The organism is Halomonas sp. 1513, assembly GCA_001971685.1.
GTDB lineage: Bacteria > Pseudomonadota > Gammaproteobacteria > Pseudomonadales > Halomonadaceae > Franzmannia.
The window spans coordinates 3,984,151-4,002,498 of sequence record CP019326.1 but is presented as its reverse complement, the minus strand read 5'-3'; the positions used below and the strand labels follow the sequence as shown (position 1 = coordinate 4,002,498).

Sequence of the window (18,348 nt, the reverse complement as noted above, 5' to 3'; positions counted from 1 at the left end):
GCGGTGATGCATGTAGAGCATTGAAAAATAGATAAAATTCTAGTCGCGCCACGCCCTCAGCTGGCGCAGATGCGCCTCCTGTGCCTGGCCGGGCGAAGCCGGCATCAGGCCCACCTCGGTGCCCGGCAGGCACTGGGCGAGGGTGGCGCAGGCCGTGGGCGTAAGGGCGCCTAGCCGTGGGTAGCCGCCGATGGTCTGGCGGTCGTTGAGCAGCACGATGGGCTGGCCATCGGCGGGCACCTGTACCGCCCCCAGCGGAATGCCCTCCGAGACCATGCCGCGCAGTGAGCAGCGCAGCGCAGGGCCGGTCAGTCGCACGCCCATGCGGTCGGCGCGGTTGTCGACCCGCCATGCCATGTTGAAGGCGCGGAACAGGCTGGCCCCGCTGAAGTGGGCGACCTGCGCACCGGGTACCAGCGCCAGCCGGCAGCCCGGGGTGGGCATGCGCGGCGCGGCGCCCTCGGGCAGCTGGCGTTCGGCGGGGGCGTCGCCGGGCCAGGTCAGGCGGTCGCCGGCGATCAGCGGCTGGCCGTCGTCGTGCAGGCCACCCAGGCGCTCGCGGGCGGTACAGGCGCGACTGCCCAGCACCATGGGTGCCTCGAGGCCGCCGGGGAACGCCAGGTAGGCGCGCAGCCCGGCCAGCGGCTGGCGGAACACCAGCCGCTGGCCGGGGCGCACGCTGAAGCTGGTGCCGGGGGCGAGCGGCGCATCGTCGAGGGTCGCGCCGAGATCGGCGCCGACCAGCGCCAGTCGAGTGGCGCGCTCCACCTCCAGGGTCAGGCCCCCGCCCATGACGATCTCCAGCGCGGCGCTGTCGAGGGGGTTGCCGAGCAGCCAGTTGGCCCAGCGAAACGAGATCCAGTCGGCGGCGCCGCCCTGGGTCACCCCCAGGTGGCGCACGCCGAAGCGCCCAGCGTCCTGGACCAGCGCCAGAGGGCCGGCCTGCTTGACCACCATGCCGTCGCTCATGGGCGCTCCTCCAGCGGCGTGGTATCGCCGCCGTCGGCTTCGAACTCGGCGCGTGAAACGGCCTTGAAGCGGACCTTGTCGCCGGGCCGCAGCAGCGGCTCGCCGCGCCGCGCGTGCTCGAACAGCGGCACCGCGGTGCGGCCGAGGATGTTCCAGCCGCCGGGGGAGAGCAGCGGGTAGATGGCCGTCTGGCGATCGGCGATGCCGACGCTGCCGGCGGCGACCTTGCGCCGTGGGGTGTCGAGCCGTGGCGTGGCTAGCGCCTCGTCGACCAGCCCCATGAAGCCGTAGCCGGGGGCGAAGCCCAGCGCGAACACGCAGTAGTCGTGGCTGCAGTGACGCGCGATCAACGCCTCGACGTCGAGGCCGGCGCGCTTGGCCACCCGCGGCAGTTCCGGTCCCACGCTCTCGTCGTACCACACCGGGATCTGGTGAAGCTGTCCACTCTGGGTATCGGCGGGCTGCAGGCCATCCAGGGCCTCGAAAGCACGCCTGCGCGCCTCTGGGTGGCCGAGCCGCTGGCAGTCGTAGTGCACCAGCAGAGTGGTATAGGAGGGCACCAGATCGATCAGCGCCGCGCCGAAGGCGTCGCGCAGGGCGCGGTCGGCGGCCATGATCCAGGCCATGTTGGACTCATCGATGGCGTCGAACAGGCGCACCATCAGGGCATCCATGGCGGTGGTGTCGATTCGCGGCGTCACGCCTGCTCCAGCGCCTGGAAGGCCTCGCGGATGGCGCGCACCGCGGCCACCGACTCGGGATTGTCGCCGTGCACGCAGAGGGTGTCGCTGGGCAGCTGCAGCACGGTGCCATCCAGCGCGGTGAGCGATTCGCCCTTGGCCAGCGCCATGGCCTGGCCGACGATGGTCGCCTGGTCGTGATGCACGGCATTCGGCAGGCGCCGCGAGGCGAGGTGGCCGTTGCCATCGTAGGCGCGGTCGGCGAAGGTCTCGAACCAGATCGTCACGCCCATGCGCGCCGCCAGTTCGCGGCTCGGCGCAGGGTCGGCGGTGGACATCAGCATCAGCGGCAGGCTGGCGTCGTAGGCGCGTACCGCGCGCATGACGCCCTCCAGCAGCGCCGGATCGCGGGCCATGTCGTTGTACAGCGCGCCGTGGGGCTTGATGTAGTGCAGCCGGATGCCCTCGGCCTGGCAGATGCCGGCCAGCGCACCGACCTGGTAGAGCACCAGGTCTTCGGCCTCGGCGGGCGTGCAGGCCATCGAGCGGCGGCCGAAGCCCATCAGGTCGGGGTAGCCGGGATGGGCGCCGATGCGCACCCCGTGCTCGGCGGCCAGTGACACGGTGCGGCGCATCACGTGGGGGTCGGAGGCGTGGAAGCCGCAGGCGATGTTGGCGCAGTCGACATAGGGCATGGCCTCGGCGTCCATGCCCAGGGTCCAGTTGCCGAAGCTCTCGCCCATGTCGCAGTTGAGCAGGGGAATGGCCATGAAGACTCCTGTTATTATTGAAGAAGGTTATCCGGACATGAACACCAATATATGAACTCGACTCCTCGAGTGCCAATCGTTTTTGGCGATATTGAATATCGGCAGCTTCTATCATGTTGTTATTGGGTGGAAAAATGGTTGACGTCGCGGCACGAGAGGATTATCAATTAATTAACGTGTGTGCTTACAACATCAACAACAGGCGCTAATCGCGGAGCGCTGTTGGCATCGATAAAAGCTTCCGCTTGTTTAGTGCTATCCGTGGAGTGACAGATGAATTCGATAGCCCTTTCTACTCCATTTTTGCCTCCAAGGGCCTGAGTCGAGATCGGTAATATGCTCGATTTCAAGGAGCTCGAAGCCTTTGTCTGGGCGGTAAAGCTAGGCTCCTTTCGCAAGGCGGCGGCCAGGCTTCACCTGACTCAGCCCTCCGTCTCGGAGCGTATTTCTCGCCTGGAGAGCACGGTGGGCGAGCTGCTGTTGGAGCGCTCGATGCGGCCCATTCAGCCGACCATGCGCGGTCGCGAATTCTTTCTGCACGCCGAGCGAATGCTCGAGCAGCGCGATGCGGCGATGGCCTTGTTCGACAGCGACGACGCCTTCTCGGCGCCGCTAAGACTAGGCACCATCGAGACCATCGCCCACAGCTGGTTTCCCGATTTCATGCGCCAACTTACCGAGCGCTATCCGCGGCTGACCATCGAGTTGACGGTAGATTACTCGCCGGCGGTCAATCGGCGACTGATCAACAACGATCTGGATATTCTGTTGGCAATGAATGGCTATCTGCCGGCTGACCAGATCGACCAGATGCCGCTCAATCCTTATGAAATGGGCATGTTCGTATCGCCTCGCCAGGCGGAAAAGCTCGGTGCCACCCCCGCTGATTGGATGGCCAGCCTGCCGTTCATTTCCTTCGGCAAGAAGGCCAGGCCCTATGAAGAGCTGGTCGACTATCTTGCCGATCAGGGGCTGGATAGCCCGCGTATTCATAGCGTCAACACGCTGATGACCATCGTGAGGATGACCATGGAGGGGCTGGGCATCGGCGCCCTGCCGGTGGCCACGGTGCTTGACGAGTGGCGGCGCGGTGATCTGTACCGCCTGGCGCTGCCGGACCCGCTGCCGGCCATGCACTACGATGTAATCTGGCGCCAGGCCAATCATCCACGCTTCTGTCGCGGCGTCGGGCAGCTGGCTCAGCAGTGCGCTGCGGCCTATGCCGAGGGTCGCCGCGAGGACATGGCGGACCCCGCCTTCGCGGTACGCTGGGTGCATCCCGCCCCGGCGTCCATTATCCACCCAGTACGACCATCAACTTGAACAAGAGGTCTTTTATGATGCGCAAGACAATCGCTACCCCGCTGCTGCTGGTCACCGCTTGCAGCCTGGCCGCGGCGGCTACCGCCCAGGCCGCCGAATGGACCATGGCCACGCCCTACGGCGATGCCAGCTTCCATACCCAGAACACCAAGCAGTTCGCCGAGGACGTGGCCGAGGCCACCGACGGCGAGTTGACCATCAACGTGCACAGCGGCGGCTCGCTGGTTGCCCACGGCGAGATCAAGCCGTCGGTGCGGCGCGGGACCATCGAGGCCGGCGAGGTGTTCATGTCGGTGCTCTCCAACGACGATCCGATCTTCGAAGTCGACACCCTGCCCGGGGTGGCCGGCAGCTATGACGAGGCCTTCGCGCTGTGGGAGGCCACCAAGCCGCTGATCACCGAGCTGTTCGCAGAAGAAGGCATCATGCCGCTCTACGCCGTGTCCTGGCCGGCCCAGGGCATCTACACCGCCGACGAGCTGACCGACCCTGAGCAGTTCGAAGGCTTGCGAGTGCGGGCGCCCAACATCAACACCCAGCGCTTCGTGCAGAACCTCGGCGGTAATCCCACCGAGACCGAAGAGTCGGACATCCCCACCGCCTTCAGCACCGGGCGCGTGGACGCCATGATCACCTCGGTCTCCACCGGCAACTCGATGACCGCCTGGGACTACGTCGACCACTACACCGACGCCAACCTGTGGCTGCCCAAGAACATCATCTTCATCAATCAGCGCGCCTTCGACCGCCTCGATGAGGCGACCCAGGAGGCCGTACTGGAAGCGGCGGCGCGTGCCGAAGAGCGCGGCTGGCAGATGAGCCGTGAGGATGGCGATACCAGCGCCGCGGTGCTCGAGGAGAACGGCATCACCATCTCCGAGCCCAACGAGGCGGTTGCCGCAGCGCTGCAGGCGGCCGGCGATAAGCTGTTCGAGGACTGGCTGGAGCGTGCCAGCGACGAGGCCCAGCAGGTACTCGAGGAGTATCGCGCCGGGCTCGACAACTAAGCCTTAGCCAGTCTGCCTGCCGGGGCAGCGGTCCTGCCGCTGCCCCGTCTCGCCCACGCACTCATCGAGACTGCGACCATGACCTTCAAATTCGACAAGCTCTACCGCCTCGGGGCCTGGGGCGCGGCGGCGTGCATGGTGACGATCTGCACCCTGATCGCGCTGCAGGTCACCTTCCGGGTGGTCGACGCGCTGCTGGTGCTGGTCGGCCTGCGCCGGCTGGGGCTGAGCATCACCGGGGTCTCCGAGATCGCCGCCTACCTGCTGGTCGGGGCGACCTTCCTCGGCCTGGCCTACACCTTCGTCCATCACGCGCACATCCGCGTGACCCTGCTGATCTCGCGCCTGCCCTCGGCCATACGCGTGTGGTTCGAGGTGTTTGGCCTGATCGTGGCCCTGGCGATCAGCCTGCTGCTGGGCTATGGCCTGATCGAGCTGGCCCGCGAGAGCCTGCAGTACAACGACGTCTCCTCGGGGTTCCTGTCGATCCCGCTGTGGATTCCGCAGACGGTGCTGGCCACCAGCGTGGGGCTGCTGTGCCTGGCGCTAGCCGAAGCCCTGCTGATGGCGCTGCGTATCGCCGCCCGCGACCCCGCGAGCTTTCGCGAAGCCACCGCCACCGACGACAGCGAGGTGCGCTGAGCCCATGCCCGCTAATCTGGAGACACTCACGTGCTGATACTGAGCCTGGCTACCATCATCACCCTGGCGGTGCTGCTCGGCAGCGGGGTGTGGATCGCCTTCGCGCTGATCGGCACCGCCTGGGTCGCGCTGGAATTCTTCAGCCCCTTCTCGCCGGGGCCGATCCTCGCCTCGGACTTCTGGGGTGCCAGCTACGGCTGGGATCTCACCGCCTTGCCGATGTTCATCTGGATGGGCGAGATCCTGTTCCGCTCAGGGCTCGCCGACAACATGTTCCGCGGCCTGTCGCCGTGGCTCAACCGCTTGCCCGGTCGGCTGCTGCACACCAATATCATTGGCAGCGGCATGTTTGCCGCGGTCTGCGGCTCATCGGCGGCGACCTGCGCCACGGTGGGCAAGATGACGCTGCCGGAGCTGGAGCGCCGCGGCTACGACAGCAACATGGCCATCGGCACCCTGGCCAGCGCCTCGACCCTGGGGCTGCTGATTCCGCCGTCGATCGTGCTGATCGTCTACGGCGTGGTCACCGAGCAGTCGATCTCGCGGCTGTTCATGGCCGGCATCGGCCCGGGGCTGATGATCCTGGCGCTGTTCATGAGCTATCTGGTGCTGTGGTCGCTGCTCAAGGGTAACCGCGAGGGTCGCACCGGCTACGACGAGTCGTCGATGAGCTTCGTCGACAAGCTGCGCAACACCTGGGCGCTGGTGCCGATCCTGCTGCTGATCGGCGGCATCATCGTGTCGATCTACGGCGGGCTGGCCTCGCCCACCGAGGCGGCGGCGGTCGGCGTGGTGCTGTCCATCGTCATTGCACGCCTTACCGGTAGCTTCGACATGGCCACCCTCAAGGACTCGCTGTTCGCCGCAGTGCGTACCGCTTGCATGATCGCCTTCATCATCGCCGGCGCCTCCTTCCTGACCTCGGCGATGGGCTTCACCCAGGTGCCGATGCAGCTGGCCCGTACCATCGGTGAGATGGGGCTGTCGCCGGCCATGCTGCTGATCATGCTGACCCTGCTGCTGCTGGTGATGGGCTGCTTCCTCGACGGCATCTCGCTGATCCTGCTGGTCACAGCCATTCTCATGCCGCTGGTGAGTGCCGCCGGTTTCGACCTGATCTGGTTCGGGATCTACCTGGTGGTGGTGGTGGAGATGTCGCAGATCACGCCACCGGTGGGCTTCAACCTGTTCGTGATCCAGGGCCTCACCGGCAAGGATATCGTCACCATCACCAAGGCCACGCTACCGTTCTTCCTGTTGATGCTGCTGGCCATCGTGCTGATGTACCTGTTCCCGGAGATCGCCCTGCATCTGCCCCAGGCGATGAACCGCTGACAGGCACCTAGTCGAAGAAGTCCTGCGGCTGCTGGCTGGTGCGACGGCACTGGTCGGCAGCCAGCGGCAGCGCCTGGTCGGCGCCGTACAGGCTGAACTCCATGTACCAGTAGTTCTCCTCCTCCCCCTCGAAGCGCAGCCGCATCACCTCGCCACGGCGCATCTCACGCAGCAGCTCGGCCTGATCCTCGACGTAGAAACGCGCATAGAAGCCGTCATCGCCGGCGCGGGTGGCAAACTCGGCGGCGGCGCTATGCGTTTGCAGGCGGTCGATGCGGATCTCGGTGGGCGCCAGGTTGACCACTTCATCCTGCTGCTGGGTCTCCTCGAGCGTGACGCGCATCTGCAGGTCCGGCAGGTCGCAGACCCCTGACCGGTAGTTCACCGCCAGATAGGCGTCGCTGTAGTCGCTGGCGTTGAGGGCCCGATACACGCGCTGCTCGCCGTCGCCGAGGGTAGCCACGGCCCAGGCGTCGATCACCTGCAGGCGCTCATCGACGAGGTCGGCGCTGGCAGCGCCGCCGAACGGCAGTAGGGCAAGCAAGGCGGCGGCTGAAAAAGCGGAGGCGTAGCGGGGCATGGTGGATTCCTGAGGGTAAGTGCCGGAAGCAGTCGGCAGATTACCAGAATCGCCAAGCGACATCCCAGCAAGGGAGGGAATTGTAGCAGGCGTAAAAATTTGTACATATGGCAATTAAAGTTGTACAAGAAATTATTCGTCGTATAGCTTTATCTAGGCGTACGCTCCCCGCACGCCACCATAACGACGCCAGACCCCGATAACATTGTACAAGGAATGCCGCCATGCAGGGCCGCCTCACTCTCCTCAAGGGTCGCAGCATCAAGACTCGCTTGCTCGCCTGTTTCGCCGTCATCATCGTGCTGATGATCGCCCTCACCGCCGTCGGCGTCGGGCAGGTCAACAGCATCGACCGCAGCCTGACCGTGATCAACGACGTCAACGGCGAAAAGCAGCGCCACGCCATCGACTTCCGCGGTAGCGTGCACGACCGCGCCATCGCCCTGCGCGACGTCACCCTGGTCGACAGCAGCGCCGCGCTGGAAACCGCGCTGGACGAGATCGCCACGCTCGAGGCGGACTACCAGCAGGCGGCGGCCGGCATGGCCAGCATGTTCGCCAGCCGCGACGACATCACCGACGAGGAGCGCGCCGCGCTGGCCGACATCGAGGCCGTGGAGGCGCGCACCATGCCGCTGGTCGAGGCGGTGGTCGAGCGTCGCCTCGAGGGCGATATCGACGGCGCACGCGAGCTGCTGCTCGAGCAGGCCAGCCCGGCGTTCAGTGCCTGGTTGGCCAGCATCAACACCTTCATCGACCTGCAGGAGAGCATGAACGGTGCCGAAGCCAGCGCCGCCCGTGACCTGGCCGGCGGCTTTCAGATTCTGATGCTGGTGCTGTGCGGCGGCGCGGTGATCATCGCGCTGCTGCTGGCCGCTCGCCTGACCCGCCAGCTGCTGCGCGAGCTGGGCGCCGAGCCCCACGAAGTGCGCGCCTTCGCCGAAGCCGTGGGTCGCGGTGAGCTGGTCAATACCCGCCAACTGGGCAAGCACGACAGCCGCAGCATCATGGCCAGCCTGGTAGCGATGTCCCAGCAGCTGCAGCGCACCGTCTCCAGCGTGCGCCAGGCCGCCGAAGAGGTGGCCAGTAACAGCGAGCAGATCGCCGAAGGCAACAACGAACTGGCCTCGCGCACCGAGCAGCAGGCCAGCGCGCTGACCGAGACCGCCACCGCCATGGAGCAGCTCAGCAGCAGCGTCAAGCTCAACGCCGACAATGCCCGCCAGGCCGACCAGCTGGCCGGTGACGCTACCCGCGTCGCCGGCGAAGGCGGCGAGTCGGTACAGCAGCTGGTCGCCACCATGCAGGAGATCCGCGAGAGCTCGCGGGAGGTCTCGGAGATCATCAGCATGATCGACGGCATTGCCTTCCAGACCAACATCCTGGCCCTCAACGCCTCGGTGGAGGCAGCACGCGCCGGCGAGCACGGCCGCGGCTTCGCGGTGGTCGCCAACGAGGTACGCAACCTGGCCCAGCGCAGCGCCGAATCCGCCAAGCAGATCGAAGCGCTGATCTCGGCCAACGTCGAGCGCATCGAGCAGGGTGCCGAACTGGCCGGTGACACCGGGCGCAGCACCCAGGAGATCATCGCCGCCATCGACAAGGTGACCCAGTACGTCAGCGAGATCAGCCACGCCACCGCCGAACAGAGCGTCGGCGTGACTCAGGCCGGCCAAGCGGTCTCCGAGATGGACCACGTCACCCAGCAGAATGCCGGGCTGGTCGAAGAGAGTGCCAGCGCCGCCGACAACCTTCGCCAGCAGGCGCGGCGCCTGGTAGACGCGGTGGCGGTGTTCACCCTCGAGGCAGCCAACGAGCAGCAGCCCTCTCGCCAGGGCTCTGCCGACGTGCCTGCCTCGCCGCTGGCCAGCGCGCCACCGCGCACCGTGCCGGGCCGGCCGCTGCTGGCCTCGCGCATGCGCTAGCCGCCATTAAGAGGATTGCGGGAGCCATTTGCGGCTCCCGCTGTCGTTATAGCGTGACCCCCTGACAAGACAGGAGAGCCATATGCGATCCATTTCCACGAGCAAGCCTTCGACGATGCCCCTGAGTGGGCTGATCATCGTGGCGCTGCTGCTGTTGGCCGGCTGTGCCGCCTCGGCACCCCACGAGCAGCACGCCATCACCCTGCAGGACGGCGACGAGGTCGAGATCGTCTCGGCCGGCGCGCGCTATTTCACCTTTACGCTGGATAGCCCCGCCAACGTCGTGCTCGAAAGCCACACCCACGCCGGCCAGCAGACCCAGGTGATTCCCAACGCCCGGCTGCTCGACGCCGAGGGCAACCAGGTTGCCCGCGACTGGGACGGTGGCCGCGGGCACAACTTTCGCCTCGAGCAGCAGCTCGAGCCGGGTGTGTGGTTCGTGCACGTGATGAACCCCTTCGCCTGTAACGGCGAGCAGCGCTGCAGCGATCTCGACTATCGCTATCGCGTCAGCCTCGATGTCTCACCCGAGTGAATCATCGCCATCTGCGGATGGCGTTGGCTTGATAATTGTTATGATATAACATATTTTGTGTGGCATTTCCCGTGACGCCAGAGGAGACGCGCCATGCCAATGCCACCATCATTTGATCGCCTGCCGGTGACGGTCCTGTCGGGGTTTCTCGGCGCCGGCAAGACCACGGTGCTCAACCATATCCTCAACAACCGCGATCAGCGCCGCGTCGCGGTGATCGTCAACGATATGAGTGAGGTCAATATCGACGCCGCGGCAGTGCGTGGCGCCGCCGCCGGCAACGCGCTGGGCGAGATCGGCCTCAACCGCATCGATGAATCGCTGGTGGAGATGAGCAACGGCTGCATCTGCTGCACGCTGCGCGAAGACCTGCTGATCGAGGTGGCACGGCTGGCGCGGGAGGGCTGCTTCGATGCGCTGGTGATCGAGTCCACCGGTATCTCCGAGCCGCTGCCGGTGGCCGAGACCTTCACCTTCGAAGACGAACAGGGCCAGAGCCTGTCGCAGCTGGCGCGGCTCGATACCCTGGTCACGGTGGTCGACGGCGCCAACTTCCTGCGCCAGTACGACGACGCCCAGTCGCTGGCCGAGGCCGGCGAGAGCCTGGGCGAGGAGGACGAGCGCAACGTGGCCGACCTGCTGGTCGACCAGATCGAGTTCTGCGACGTGCTGCTGATCAGCAAGACCGACCTGATCGACGCGGCTCAGTTGGAAGAGCTCAAGGCCGTGCTGCGTTCGCTCAATCCCCAGGCCGAGCTGATCCCCATCCGCCAGGGCCAGGTGCCGCTCGAGCAGGTGCTCGAGACCGGCCGTTTCAGCTTCGAGCGTGCCCAGCAGGCCCCCGGCTGGCTCAAGGAGATGCGCGGCGAGCACGTGCCCGAGACCGAGGAGTACGGCATCTCGAGCTTCGCCTATCACGCCCGTCGGCCGTTCCATCCGCAGAAGTTTCACGACCTGCTGCACGGCGACTGGTTCGGCGGCAAGCTGCTGCGCTCCAAGGGGTTCTTCTGGCTGGCGACGCGGCCGCAGTACGCCGGCCAGTGGAGTCAGGCCGGCGGCATTGCCCACCACGGCTACGCCGGTATGTTCTGGAAGGCGGTCCCCGAGTCGCGCTGGCCGGATGATCCCGAATACCGCGGCTATATCATGGAAAAATGGCAGGAGCCGTTCGGCGACATGCGCCAGGAGCTGGTGTTCATCGGCCAGCGGCTGGACAAGACCAGGCTGCGCGAGGCGCTCGACGCCTGCCTGTTGAGCGACGCCGAGCTGGCCGCGGGGGTAGAGGTGTGGCGACGTCTGCCCGACCCCTTTCCGGCCTGGGACGAGCAGCCCGCGGTGGCCTAGGCGTCGAGCCCGAGCGGGCAATTAAAGGCAAAAATGCCAGCAATTCCCGGCATTGAGCGAGAAAAAACACTGCTTTAATGAATGGCTAGCATGCCTGTTTTATTCGCTCGGTGACGCGATAGGCCCTTTATCCAGGGGCCTGCAGCCGAGCGTGGCGGGCAATACCTCCCGGTAATGACCGACGATGCTACTGGACAGATGGCGGAGATAGGGCATAAATTCCTGTATGGAGCCGCCTGGCACAGGTAGCAGGGACAGTCAGCGATACGCGAAGGGCTCGATGTGAACATATCTCTCGTGACCATAACCACAACAATCGGTCGCCATCGCCTCTGGGGGTTCGCCACCCTGATGGTGGGCGTCTGGCTATTGGCTTCCTCGGCCCAGGCCAATCCGCGCTATGCGGCGATCGTGGTCGACAGCCAGAACGGTGAGGTGCTGCACTCGGCGAACGCCGACGCCACTCGCTATCCGGCCTCACTGACCAAGATGATGACCCTCTACCTCGCCTTCGAAGCGGTCGAGGAGGGGCGCCTGAGTCTCGACCAGCCGCTGCCGGTCTCCTCCTACGCGGCCTCGATGCAGCCCTCCAAGCTGGGCGTGAAAGCCGGCGACACCATCACCCTGCGCGAGGCGATCCCCGCGCTGATCATTCGCTCGGCCAACGACGTGGCGGTGGTGGTGGCGGAAGCGCTGGGTGGCAGCGTTGACTACTTCGGCGAGATGATGACCGATAAGGCGCGCAGCCTGGGGATGCCCAACACCTACTTCCGCAACCCCTCGGGCCTGCCCGACCCGCTGCAGACCTCCACCGCCCGCGACCTGGCCACGCTCTCGGTGCGGCTGATGAACGACTTCCCGGACTACTACCACTACTTCGCCAACTCCAGCTTCAGCTACCGCGGTCAGACCATCAACGGCCACAACCGCCTGCTGCGCAACTACCCCGGTGCCGACGGCCTCAAGACCGGCTTTATCCGCGCCTCGGGGTTCAATGTCGCGACCTCGGCGGTGCGCGATGGCCGGCGTATCGTTGCCGTGGTGATGGGCGGCTTTACCGCCCAGTCCCGGGATGACCACATGATCACCCTGCTGGACCGCGGCTTCATGCGCGCCGCCCTCAACGACCAGAACGGCTGGGTGGCGGAAACCAGCATTGCCCAGCCGATGGAGACACTGGTGGCGTCGGTGCAGGGCCAGTCGAGCGACATGCCGAACCGGGCGCCGACCACGGCGATGGCCGACCTGCAGACCCAGCCGGAGGCGGCCAGCGAGCCGCTGCGGCTGATCGCTGCGCTGGACGCTCGGCCGCGCAGCAGCCAGCCGGCCGATAGCGCCGACTCCCGCGCTGACACGACACCGGCCTACCGTGCCGATGAAGACCCGATCCTGGCCGTGCTCAGTGCCTCAGGGGTCGCCGCCGAGGGCAGCATCGAACAGGGCAGCTGGGCGATCCAGGTCGGCGCCTACCAGGACTTCGACCAGGCCCGCGCCTCGGCGTCCAGAGCGGCCGGCTACCTGTCCTCCGAGCAGGCTATGTCGCGGGTGGCGGTCACCGAAGTGGAGTCCAGCGACCGCAAGTTCTTCCGTGCCCGGCTGGTCGACCTGCAGGAGAACCAGGCCCGCGAGACCTGCTACCGCCTGTCGCAGAACGGCATGGAGTGCCAGGTCGTGACGCCCTGATTCCCACTACATTACGCTGATGCGGTCTCCAACGGCCTCGCACTTGCTGCGGGGCCGTTGACGTTGGTGGCCTCGCCCAGTGCCAGCTGCCGGTCGCACAGCCGGGCGATCAGCGCCGGCAGCGGGGCGAAAGCCTCCGAGAGGCGGAACACCACCTCGCCATCCTCGGCGCTGGCGGTCAGCGGAAGCAGGCCAAGCAGCAGGGCTAAACCGATGGATCGGGGTGCAAACATCGTAACGTCCTTTGACAGGAGGAAGGTTCAGGAAGATGACAGGCGGCGCCAGCGCGACAGTAGGCTGTCGTGGCGTCCGCCAATGACCGAGACGACGTAGCCCGCGCCAAGCAGCAGCACGATGGCGGCACCGGACGGCACGGCATAGTGATAGGAGAGCAGCAGGCCGAGCAGGCTGGCGGCCATGGCGGAGCCAGCCGCCACCGTCACCATGCCCTCCAGGCGTCGGCTCCAGAAGCGCGCCAGGGTGGCCGGCAGGATCATCAGCCCCACCGCCATCAGCGTGCCCAGGGCCTGGAAACCGATGACCAGGCTGAGCACCACCAGGGTCATGAAGGCGCCGTGGATCCACGCCGGCCGCGCGGCCTGGGCGCGCAGGAAGCCGGGGTCCAGCGCCTCCACCATCAGCGCCCGCAGGCCAACGGCCAGGCCGGTAAGCACCACGCTGCCGGTAATCACGATGGCCACCAGATCGCGGCTGCTGACCGTCAGGATCGAGCCGAACAGCATATGGCTGAGGTCCAGCGCGCTGCCCGAGGCCGCGATCAGGAGCACCGCCAGGGCCATGGCAGTGAGGAACAGGCTGCTCATGGCCGCGTCCGACTTGAGGCCGCTGACCAGGGTGATACCGCCGGCCAGGAGCACCGTGATCATCCCCGCGGCCAGGCCGCCGAGCATGATCCAGGGCAGCGAGAGCCCGGTCAGCAGGTAGGCGACGGCCACCCCCGGCATGATGGCGTGGGAGAGCGGCTCGCCGATCAGGCTCAGGCCGCGCAGGGTAAGGAGTACGCCGATGACTGGCGCCGTCAGCGACAGGGCCAGGCAGGCCACCAGGGCGCGGCGCATGAAGCCATAGCCGAACGGCAGGGTGAACCAGTCGACGATCATTCCCAGCACGTGCGCGCCCTCAGCCGGGGTCCAGGGCCAGCAGCAGGCGCCGCTCACCGGGCGCCGGCTGTGGACTGCGGTGCACCAGCCCACGCCCTTCGTTGCCGATCCAGCCGTCGCCCTTGAGCAGCGCCAGATCGCCAACGCCGAGCTGCTGGATCGCCGCGGGGTCGCGCAGCGCCTCGGGCTTGCCCGGGTGCGGCGCGCCCAGGCCGGCCCGATCCACCGCCGACTCGGGCAGCCACTCGCTGGCCGGGCCGGCGTAGGTGGTGACCAGTCGCACGGCGAGATTGTCGACGTGGAAGCGCGGGCACATCGCCCCCTCCAGGGTGCGCAGGCGCACGCCGATGGTGTCGGTGTCGAACAGGTAGGCCATTGCCTCGGCAACGGTGCGAATATCGTCGATCAGCGCCGCGCCCTCGGCCGGGGCCGGCAGATGGGCGGCCAGGTCGTCGGCCAGCGCCTGGCCTACGCCGCCGCGCCAATGCCAGGAGATGCCACGCTCAGCGTCGAGCTGGGCGGCGATACTGGACCGGAGCGCGGCATCCAGGCGCCGGGTCATCACCGCCAGGGTGATCGCCGAGTCGAAGATCCTCGGCAGGACGCTGATATCCTCGCCGAAGGCCCAGTGGTGCTCCTCGGCATTCTGCGCGGTGGCGCTGGCCTCGAGAAACGGGTCGTCCAGCAGGGGCGCGGTAGCGACAGGCATGCAGTGTCCTCCGGTCGAGATATTTTAGTTACTATATAACATAACAATTCAGTCGACACTACGCGCGCTTGCGCTTTTGGTGCTTATCCATCGCCCCGACCCGGCGACTCGGCTATGTTAGAAGGCTTGGCTGTTGCACCGGGTTGGTGCGCAAAACGGGGTCAAAAGGAGGGCAGATGTCACCATCGCTGCAGGGGATACTATGGATGTGCGCCGGGGTGTTCTGCCTGTCGGTGGGCGATGCGATTTCCAAGTGGCTGGGCGAGGTGCATTCGCCGATTCAGATCATCTTCTTCCGCACCCTGATCTCGCTGCCGCTGATTGCGCTTATCGCGCACTTCAACGGGGGGCTGCGCAAGCTCACCACCCGGCGCCCCGGCGTGCACCTGGTACGCGGCCTGCTGGCCACCGGCACCATGCTGTGCTTCGTGTTCGGGCTGGTGCTGCTGCCGCTGGCCGAGACCACGGCGATCGCCTTCGCCGCGCCGCTGTTCGTCACCCTGCTGTCGGTGCCGCTGCTCGGCGAGCGCGTCGAGCGGCTGCCGCTGGTAGCGGCCATCATCGGTTTTCTCGGCGTGCTGGTGGTGGTGCGCCCGGGCGGTGCCGGCTTCCAGCTGGGCGCCCTGGTGGTGGTGGCGGCGGCGATGTTCTATGCCCTGGTGATGATCACCGCAAGGCGCTACGGCGTGCGCGAGTACCTGTGGGCGATGGTGTTCTACGTCACCCTGGTGCCGCTGCTGGTGACCGGGGCGATGCTGCCCTGGGTATGGCAGACGCCCTGGCCGCTGCACTGGTGGGGGTTCATCGGTGCCGGGATCTTTGGCATCGGCGCCATGGCCTGCCTGACGCTGGCCTTTCGCCACGCCCCGGCGGCGCTGGCCGCGCCCTTCGACTACACCGGGATGCTGTGGGCGGTGCTGCTGGGCTGGTGGTTCTGGGGCGAAATGCCCGACCTTTGGGTGTATATCGGCACCGCGATCATCATCGGCAGCGGCCTGGCCATCGCCTATCACGAGCGGCGCACTACCCTAAAGCGCCGGCCCACGGCGTAAGACGGCGCCTATTCTCGCAACCGGGTGCGCCGCAGGACACGCACCATCAGGCCGTGCTTGGGGGCGACGAGCAGCGCCACGCAGAACAGCGCGGTGGCAACCAGCACGATGGCGCCGCCGGAGGCGACGTCGAAATGGAACGACAGCAGCAGGCCGGCCACCGCCGAGACGATGCCCACCAGCACCGAGATCGCCAGCATCGGCTTGAAGCGGTCGGTGAGCAGGTGGGCGGTGGCGCCGGGGGTGATCAGCATGGCCACCACCAGGATGATGCCCACGGTTTCCAGGCTGGCGACGATGGTCAGGGTCAGCAGCAGGATCAGCCCGTAGTGGATGACGCCAATATTGAAACCCAGCGCCTGGGCCTGCTGCGGGTCGAAGGTGTAGAGCAGCAGTGGCCGATAGGCCAGCCACACCGCCAGCGCTGTGATCAGGCCGGCCATCAGGGTGAGCAGCAGCGCCGAGGTCTGCACCCCCAGCACGTTGCCGAACAGGATGTGCATCAGATGGGTGCTCGAGGCGATCTTGCTGATGATCACGATGCCCAGCGCAAAGGCGGCGGTGAACATCAGGCCCATGGCGGCATCCGACTTGATGCGGGTATGGCGCTCGATGGCGCCGATGCCCAGTGAGGTCAGCGCCCCGGTGATGAAGGCGCCGATGAAGAACGGCCAGCCGAGCAGGTAGGCGATGGCGACGCCGGGCAGCACGGCGTGGGAGATGGCGTCGCCCAGCAGCGACCAGCGCTTGAGCACCACGAAGCTCGACAGCAGGCCACAGATGGCACCCACCAGCACTGAGGTGAGCAGGGCGCGCTGCATGAAGCGGTACTCGAAGGGAGCCGACAGGCTCTCGGGCAGCAGGCCGATGGGCAGCATCAGCCAGCCGATCAGGGCGTCGATTAAAGCGCTGCCCAGGCCGTCAAGCAGCGACACGCAGGCCTCCTGCGGGTGAGCCGCCGATGGCCAGCTGGGCGAGCATCGCATCGCTGAGCATCTCGCTGGGCGGGCCGATGCCGACCAGCACGTGATTGATCAAGGCGACCTGATCGGCATAGTGGCGGGCGCTGGGCAGGTCGTGGGTGACCATGACAATCGTGCGTCCAGCGCGCTGCTCGCGCTCGAGCATGCTGAGGATGAGCCGCTCGCTGGGCGAGTCGACGCCTGCCAGGGGTTCGTCGAGGAGCAGAATATCGGCGCGCTGGGCCAGTGCCCTGGCCAGCATCACGCGCTTTTTCTGGCCGCCCGAGAGCTCGCCGATGGGGCTGGTCGCATGTTGATACATGTCGACGGCGTCCAGTGCCTCATCGACGGCGTCGCGGTGCAGCGGATTGGCCCAGCGCTGGGGCACCACGCGCTGCCACCAGGGATCGCGGCGCATCAGCCCGTAGCGGCCGGTCATCACCGTTTCGCGCACTGAGACCGGGAAGTCCCACTCCATCTGTTCGTGCTGAGGCATGTAGGCGATCTTGCCGGCACGCCGCTGTTCTCTGGCGTTGCCGCCGAGGACCCGGAGTTCGCCGCGCAGCGGTCGCAGGCTGCCGGTCACCACCTTCAGCAGGCTCGACTTGCCGGCCCCGTTGGGGCCGACGATGGCGGTCCACTGGCCGGCGGGCAGCGTCAGGCTGATGTCGCTGAGCACCGTCTGGCGGTGGTAGGCGGCCGAGAGCCCCCGGGCCTCGATGGCAGGAAGTTCAGTCACGCTCGGCTCCCAGCGCGCCCTTCAGCAGGGCGGCGTTGTGGCGCAGCATGGCGGGGTAGTCCGGCGCCTCGCCCTCGGCGTCGCTGACCGAGTCGACGTACAGTGGCCCGGCGATGGCGATGTCTGTCTCATCGGCGACGCTGCGCACATGGCGGTCGGAGATGGTGCTCTCCCAGAAGATCGCCGCCGGCCGGCGCGCCTCGATGAGATCGACGATACGCATCAGCTGACGCGGCGTGCCCTCCTCCTCGGCGTTGGTGCCCCAGATGCCGTCGTGTTCAAAATCGAAGGCATCGGCGAAGTAGATGAAGGCTGCCTCGCTGGTGATCAGCAGGCGTTGCTCTGCCGGGATCTCGGCCAGTGCCTCGTCGATCTCGGCGTGCAGCGCGTCGAGCGACTCGGCCAGCGCCTCGCCCCGGGCCTCGAAGCCCTCGGCGGCCTCGGGCCGGGCCTCGCTCAGCGCGGAGGCGATCGCCCGGGCGTACTCGGCGCTGGCGCGGGGATCCATCCACAGGTGGGGGTCCGGCTCGCCGGCCTGTTCGCCGGTGACGATCGGCTGGGTGGGATAGCCCGACGCCTCGGCGACCGCCACCAGGGGCACACCGTCGCGAACGCTCGACTCGACCTGGGGCAGCCACTGCTCCAGCCCATAGCCGTTGTAGAAGACCAGGTCGGCTTCTTCGAGGTCGATGAAGTTGCTGGGGATCAGCTCCCACTCATGCACCTCGGCGCCGATGGGGGTCAGCAGCCTGACCTCGGCATCGTCGCCGGCGACTCGCGCGACCAGGTCGCCGAGGACCGAGAAGCTGGCGGCGACCTTCAGCGGCGGCGCCTCGGCATGCGCCATGCCGGTCATGCCGATGGCGAGTAGGCCCAGCAAGGTGACGCGCGTGCCATGTTGCATCGATGCCTCCAGTGGGATTGCCGCTGCCTGGCGACGAGCCTTGAGCAGGGGTCGCGATTGAGTGGTAT

Annotated in this window: 19 protein-coding genes; 9 read left to right on the top strand and 10 right to left on the bottom strand. The window is 66.8% G+C overall.

Annotated elements, in window-relative coordinates:
- Nucleotides 1-39 precede the first annotated feature (39 nt).
- The 3 genes from BWR19_18325 to BWR19_18315 are packed head-to-tail and all read right to left on the bottom strand — an operon-like array spanning nucleotide 40 to nucleotide 2,419.
- Nucleotides 40-969, bottom strand: a complete 930-nt coding sequence (locus BWR19_18325) for an allophanate hydrolase (GenBank protein ID APX94719.1) — start codon at nucleotides 967-969, stop codon at nucleotides 40-42.
- Nucleotides 966-1,670 (bottom strand): allophanate hydrolase, encoded by a 705-nt coding sequence (locus tag BWR19_18320; GenBank protein APX94718.1) that lies wholly within the window; start codon nucleotides 1,668-1,670, stop codon nucleotides 966-968. Before BWR19_18320 ends, BWR19_18325 begins: the two co-directional genes overlap by 4 nt.
- Nucleotides 1,667-2,419, bottom strand: a complete 753-nt coding sequence (locus tag BWR19_18315) for a hypothetical protein (GenBank protein ID APX94717.1) — start codon at nucleotides 2,417-2,419, stop codon at nucleotides 1,667-1,669. The genes BWR19_18320 and BWR19_18315 overlap by 4 nt, the downstream gene beginning before the upstream one ends.
- A gap of 336 nt (nucleotides 2,420-2,755) precedes the next feature.
- Here BWR19_18315 and BWR19_18310 point away from each other — a divergent pair, with 336 nt between their 5' ends.
- The 4 genes from BWR19_18310 to BWR19_18295 all read left to right on the top strand — a co-directional run bounded on the left by BWR19_18310 (nucleotide 2,756) and on the right by BWR19_18295 (nucleotide 6,726).
- Nucleotides 2,756-3,742, top strand: coding sequence for a LysR family transcriptional regulator (locus BWR19_18310; GenBank protein ID APX94716.1), 987 nt, complete (start codon nucleotides 2,756-2,758; stop codon nucleotides 3,740-3,742).
- Between the two features lie 17 nt (nucleotides 3,743-3,759).
- The gene (locus BWR19_18305; GenBank protein ID APX95101.1) at nucleotides 3,760-4,749 is read left to right on the top strand and encodes a C4-dicarboxylate ABC transporter substrate-binding protein; all 990 of its coding nucleotides are present in this window, start codon (nucleotides 3,760-3,762) and stop codon (nucleotides 4,747-4,749) included.
- A 78-nt stretch (nucleotides 4,750-4,827) separates the two neighbouring features.
- Nucleotides 4,828-5,391 carry a C4-dicarboxylate ABC transporter permease gene (locus BWR19_18300; protein ID APX94715.1) on the top strand — a complete coding sequence of 188 codons (564 nt, stop codon included), beginning with the start codon at nucleotides 4,828-4,830 and terminating at the stop codon, nucleotides 5,389-5,391.
- Nucleotides 5,392-5,421: 30 nt separating this feature from the next.
- Complete coding sequence (locus BWR19_18295) at nucleotides 5,422-6,726, top strand: C4-dicarboxylate ABC transporter permease (protein ID APX94714.1); 1,305 nt, start codon at nucleotides 5,422-5,424, stop codon at nucleotides 6,724-6,726.
- A 7-nt stretch (nucleotides 6,727-6,733) separates the two neighbouring features.
- Here the strand turns inward: BWR19_18295 and BWR19_18290 are convergent, their stop codons facing one another.
- Nucleotides 6,734-7,306, bottom strand: a complete 573-nt coding sequence (locus tag BWR19_18290; GenBank protein APX94713.1) for a hypothetical protein — start codon at nucleotides 7,304-7,306, stop codon at nucleotides 6,734-6,736.
- 224 nt (nucleotides 7,307-7,530) lie between these two features.
- On the opposite strand from BWR19_18290, the gene BWR19_18285 reads away from it, so the two are divergent.
- The 4 genes from BWR19_18285 (at nucleotide 7,531) to BWR19_18270 (ending at nucleotide 12,793) form a co-directional block, all read left to right on the top strand.
- Nucleotides 7,531-9,231: a methyl-accepting chemotaxis protein gene (locus BWR19_18285; protein ID APX94712.1), complete on the top strand. Its 1,701-nt coding sequence runs from the start codon at nucleotides 7,531-7,533 to the stop codon at nucleotides 9,229-9,231.
- A 115-nt stretch (nucleotides 9,232-9,346) separates the two neighbouring features.
- Nucleotides 9,347-9,766: a hypothetical protein gene (locus BWR19_18280; protein APX94711.1), complete on the top strand. Its 420-nt coding sequence runs from the start codon at nucleotides 9,347-9,349 to the stop codon at nucleotides 9,764-9,766.
- Nucleotides 9,767-9,865: 99 nt separating this feature from the next.
- Entirely contained in the window at nucleotides 9,866-11,110 is a 1,245-nt protein-coding gene (locus tag BWR19_18275; GenBank protein ID APX94710.1) for a 4-hydroxytetrahydrobiopterin dehydratase, read from the top strand.
- Between the two features lie 351 nt (nucleotides 11,111-11,461).
- Entirely contained in the window at nucleotides 11,462-12,793 is a 1,332-nt protein-coding gene (locus BWR19_18270) for a hypothetical protein (protein ID APX94709.1), read from the top strand.
- Between the two features lie 11 nt (nucleotides 12,794-12,804).
- On the opposite strand, the gene BWR19_18265 is transcribed toward BWR19_18270, so the two are convergent.
- Genes BWR19_18265 through BWR19_18255 form a run of 3 tightly spaced genes read right to left on the bottom strand, consistent with a single transcriptional unit; the run spans nucleotide 12,805 to nucleotide 14,623 of the window.
- Entirely contained in the window at nucleotides 12,805-13,026 is a 222-nt protein-coding gene (locus BWR19_18265) for a hypothetical protein (GenBank protein APX94708.1), read from the bottom strand.
- Between the two features lie 27 nt (nucleotides 13,027-13,053).
- Nucleotides 13,054-13,923, bottom strand: coding sequence for a zinc ABC transporter permease (locus tag BWR19_18260; GenBank protein APX95100.1), 870 nt, complete (start codon nucleotides 13,921-13,923; stop codon nucleotides 13,054-13,056).
- Nucleotides 13,924-13,933: 10 nt separating this feature from the next.
- Nucleotides 13,934-14,623: a hypothetical protein gene (locus BWR19_18255; GenBank protein APX94707.1), complete on the bottom strand. Its 690-nt coding sequence runs from the start codon at nucleotides 14,621-14,623 to the stop codon at nucleotides 13,934-13,936.
- Between the two features lie 176 nt (nucleotides 14,624-14,799).
- Between BWR19_18255 and BWR19_18250 the strand changes: the two genes are divergently transcribed.
- Nucleotides 14,800-15,675, top strand: coding sequence for an EamA family transporter (locus BWR19_18250; protein ID APX94706.1), 876 nt, complete (start codon nucleotides 14,800-14,802; stop codon nucleotides 15,673-15,675).
- Between the two features lie 8 nt (nucleotides 15,676-15,683).
- On the opposite strand, the gene BWR19_18245 is transcribed toward BWR19_18250, so the two are convergent.
- Genes BWR19_18245 through BWR19_18235 form a run of 3 tightly spaced genes read right to left on the bottom strand, consistent with a single transcriptional unit; the run spans nucleotide 15,684 to nucleotide 18,280 of the window.
- Nucleotides 15,684-16,610, bottom strand: coding sequence for a hypothetical protein (locus BWR19_18245; protein APX94705.1), 927 nt, complete (start codon nucleotides 16,608-16,610; stop codon nucleotides 15,684-15,686).
- Nucleotides 16,597-17,376: an ABC transporter gene (locus BWR19_18240; GenBank protein APX94704.1), complete on the bottom strand. Its 780-nt coding sequence runs from the start codon at nucleotides 17,374-17,376 to the stop codon at nucleotides 16,597-16,599. The genes BWR19_18245 and BWR19_18240 overlap by 14 nt, the downstream gene beginning before the upstream one ends.
- On the bottom strand, nucleotides 17,369-18,280 hold the full coding sequence (locus BWR19_18235) for an ABC transporter substrate-binding protein (protein ID APX94703.1): 912 nt from the start codon (nucleotides 18,278-18,280) through the stop codon (nucleotides 17,369-17,371). The genes BWR19_18240 and BWR19_18235 overlap by 8 nt, the downstream gene beginning before the upstream one ends.
- Between the last annotated feature and the right edge of the window lie 68 nt (nucleotides 18,281-18,348).

Excerpts from the sequence above, each read along its gene's own strand:
- BWR19_18265 (APX94708.1), bottom strand. The coding sequence starts at position 13,026 with ATGTTTGCACCCCGATCCATCGGTTTAGCCCTGCTGCTTGGCCTGCTT.
- BWR19_18315 (APX94717.1), bottom strand. The coding sequence starts at position 2,419 with ATGGCCATTCCCCTGCTCAACTGCGACATGGGCGAGAGCTTCGGCAAC.
- BWR19_18280 (APX94711.1), top strand. The coding sequence starts at position 9,347 with ATGCCCCTGAGTGGGCTGATCATCGTGGCGCTGCTGCTGTTGGCCGGC.
- BWR19_18255 (APX94707.1), bottom strand. The coding sequence starts at position 14,623 with ATGCCTGTCGCTACCGCGCCCCTGCTGGACGACCCGTTTCTCGAGGCC.
- BWR19_18285 (APX94712.1), top strand. The coding sequence starts at position 7,531 with ATGCAGGGCCGCCTCACTCTCCTCAAGGGTCGCAGCATCAAGACTCGC.
- BWR19_18305 (APX95101.1), top strand. The coding sequence starts at position 3,760 with ATGCGCAAGACAATCGCTACCCCGCTGCTGCTGGTCACCGCTTGCAGC.
- BWR19_18275 (APX94710.1), top strand. The coding sequence starts at position 9,866 with ATGCCACCATCATTTGATCGCCTGCCGGTGACGGTCCTGTCGGGGTTT.
- BWR19_18290 (APX94713.1), bottom strand. The coding sequence starts at position 7,306 with ATGCCCCGCTACGCCTCCGCTTTTTCAGCCGCCGCCTTGCTTGCCCTA.
- BWR19_18310 (APX94716.1), top strand. The coding sequence starts at position 2,756 with ATGCTCGATTTCAAGGAGCTCGAAGCCTTTGTCTGGGCGGTAAAGCTA.
- BWR19_18300 (APX94715.1), top strand. The coding sequence starts at position 4,828 with ATGACCTTCAAATTCGACAAGCTCTACCGCCTCGGGGCCTGGGGCGCG.
- BWR19_18270 (APX94709.1), top strand. The coding sequence starts at position 11,462 with ATGGTGGGCGTCTGGCTATTGGCTTCCTCGGCCCAGGCCAATCCGCGC.
- BWR19_18325 (APX94719.1), bottom strand. The coding sequence starts at position 969 with ATGAGCGACGGCATGGTGGTCAAGCAGGCCGGCCCTCTGGCGCTGGTC.
- BWR19_18250 (APX94706.1), top strand. The coding sequence starts at position 14,800 with ATGTCACCATCGCTGCAGGGGATACTATGGATGTGCGCCGGGGTGTTC.
- BWR19_18235 (APX94703.1), bottom strand. The coding sequence starts at position 18,280 with ATGCAACATGGCACGCGCGTCACCTTGCTGGGCCTACTCGCCATCGGC.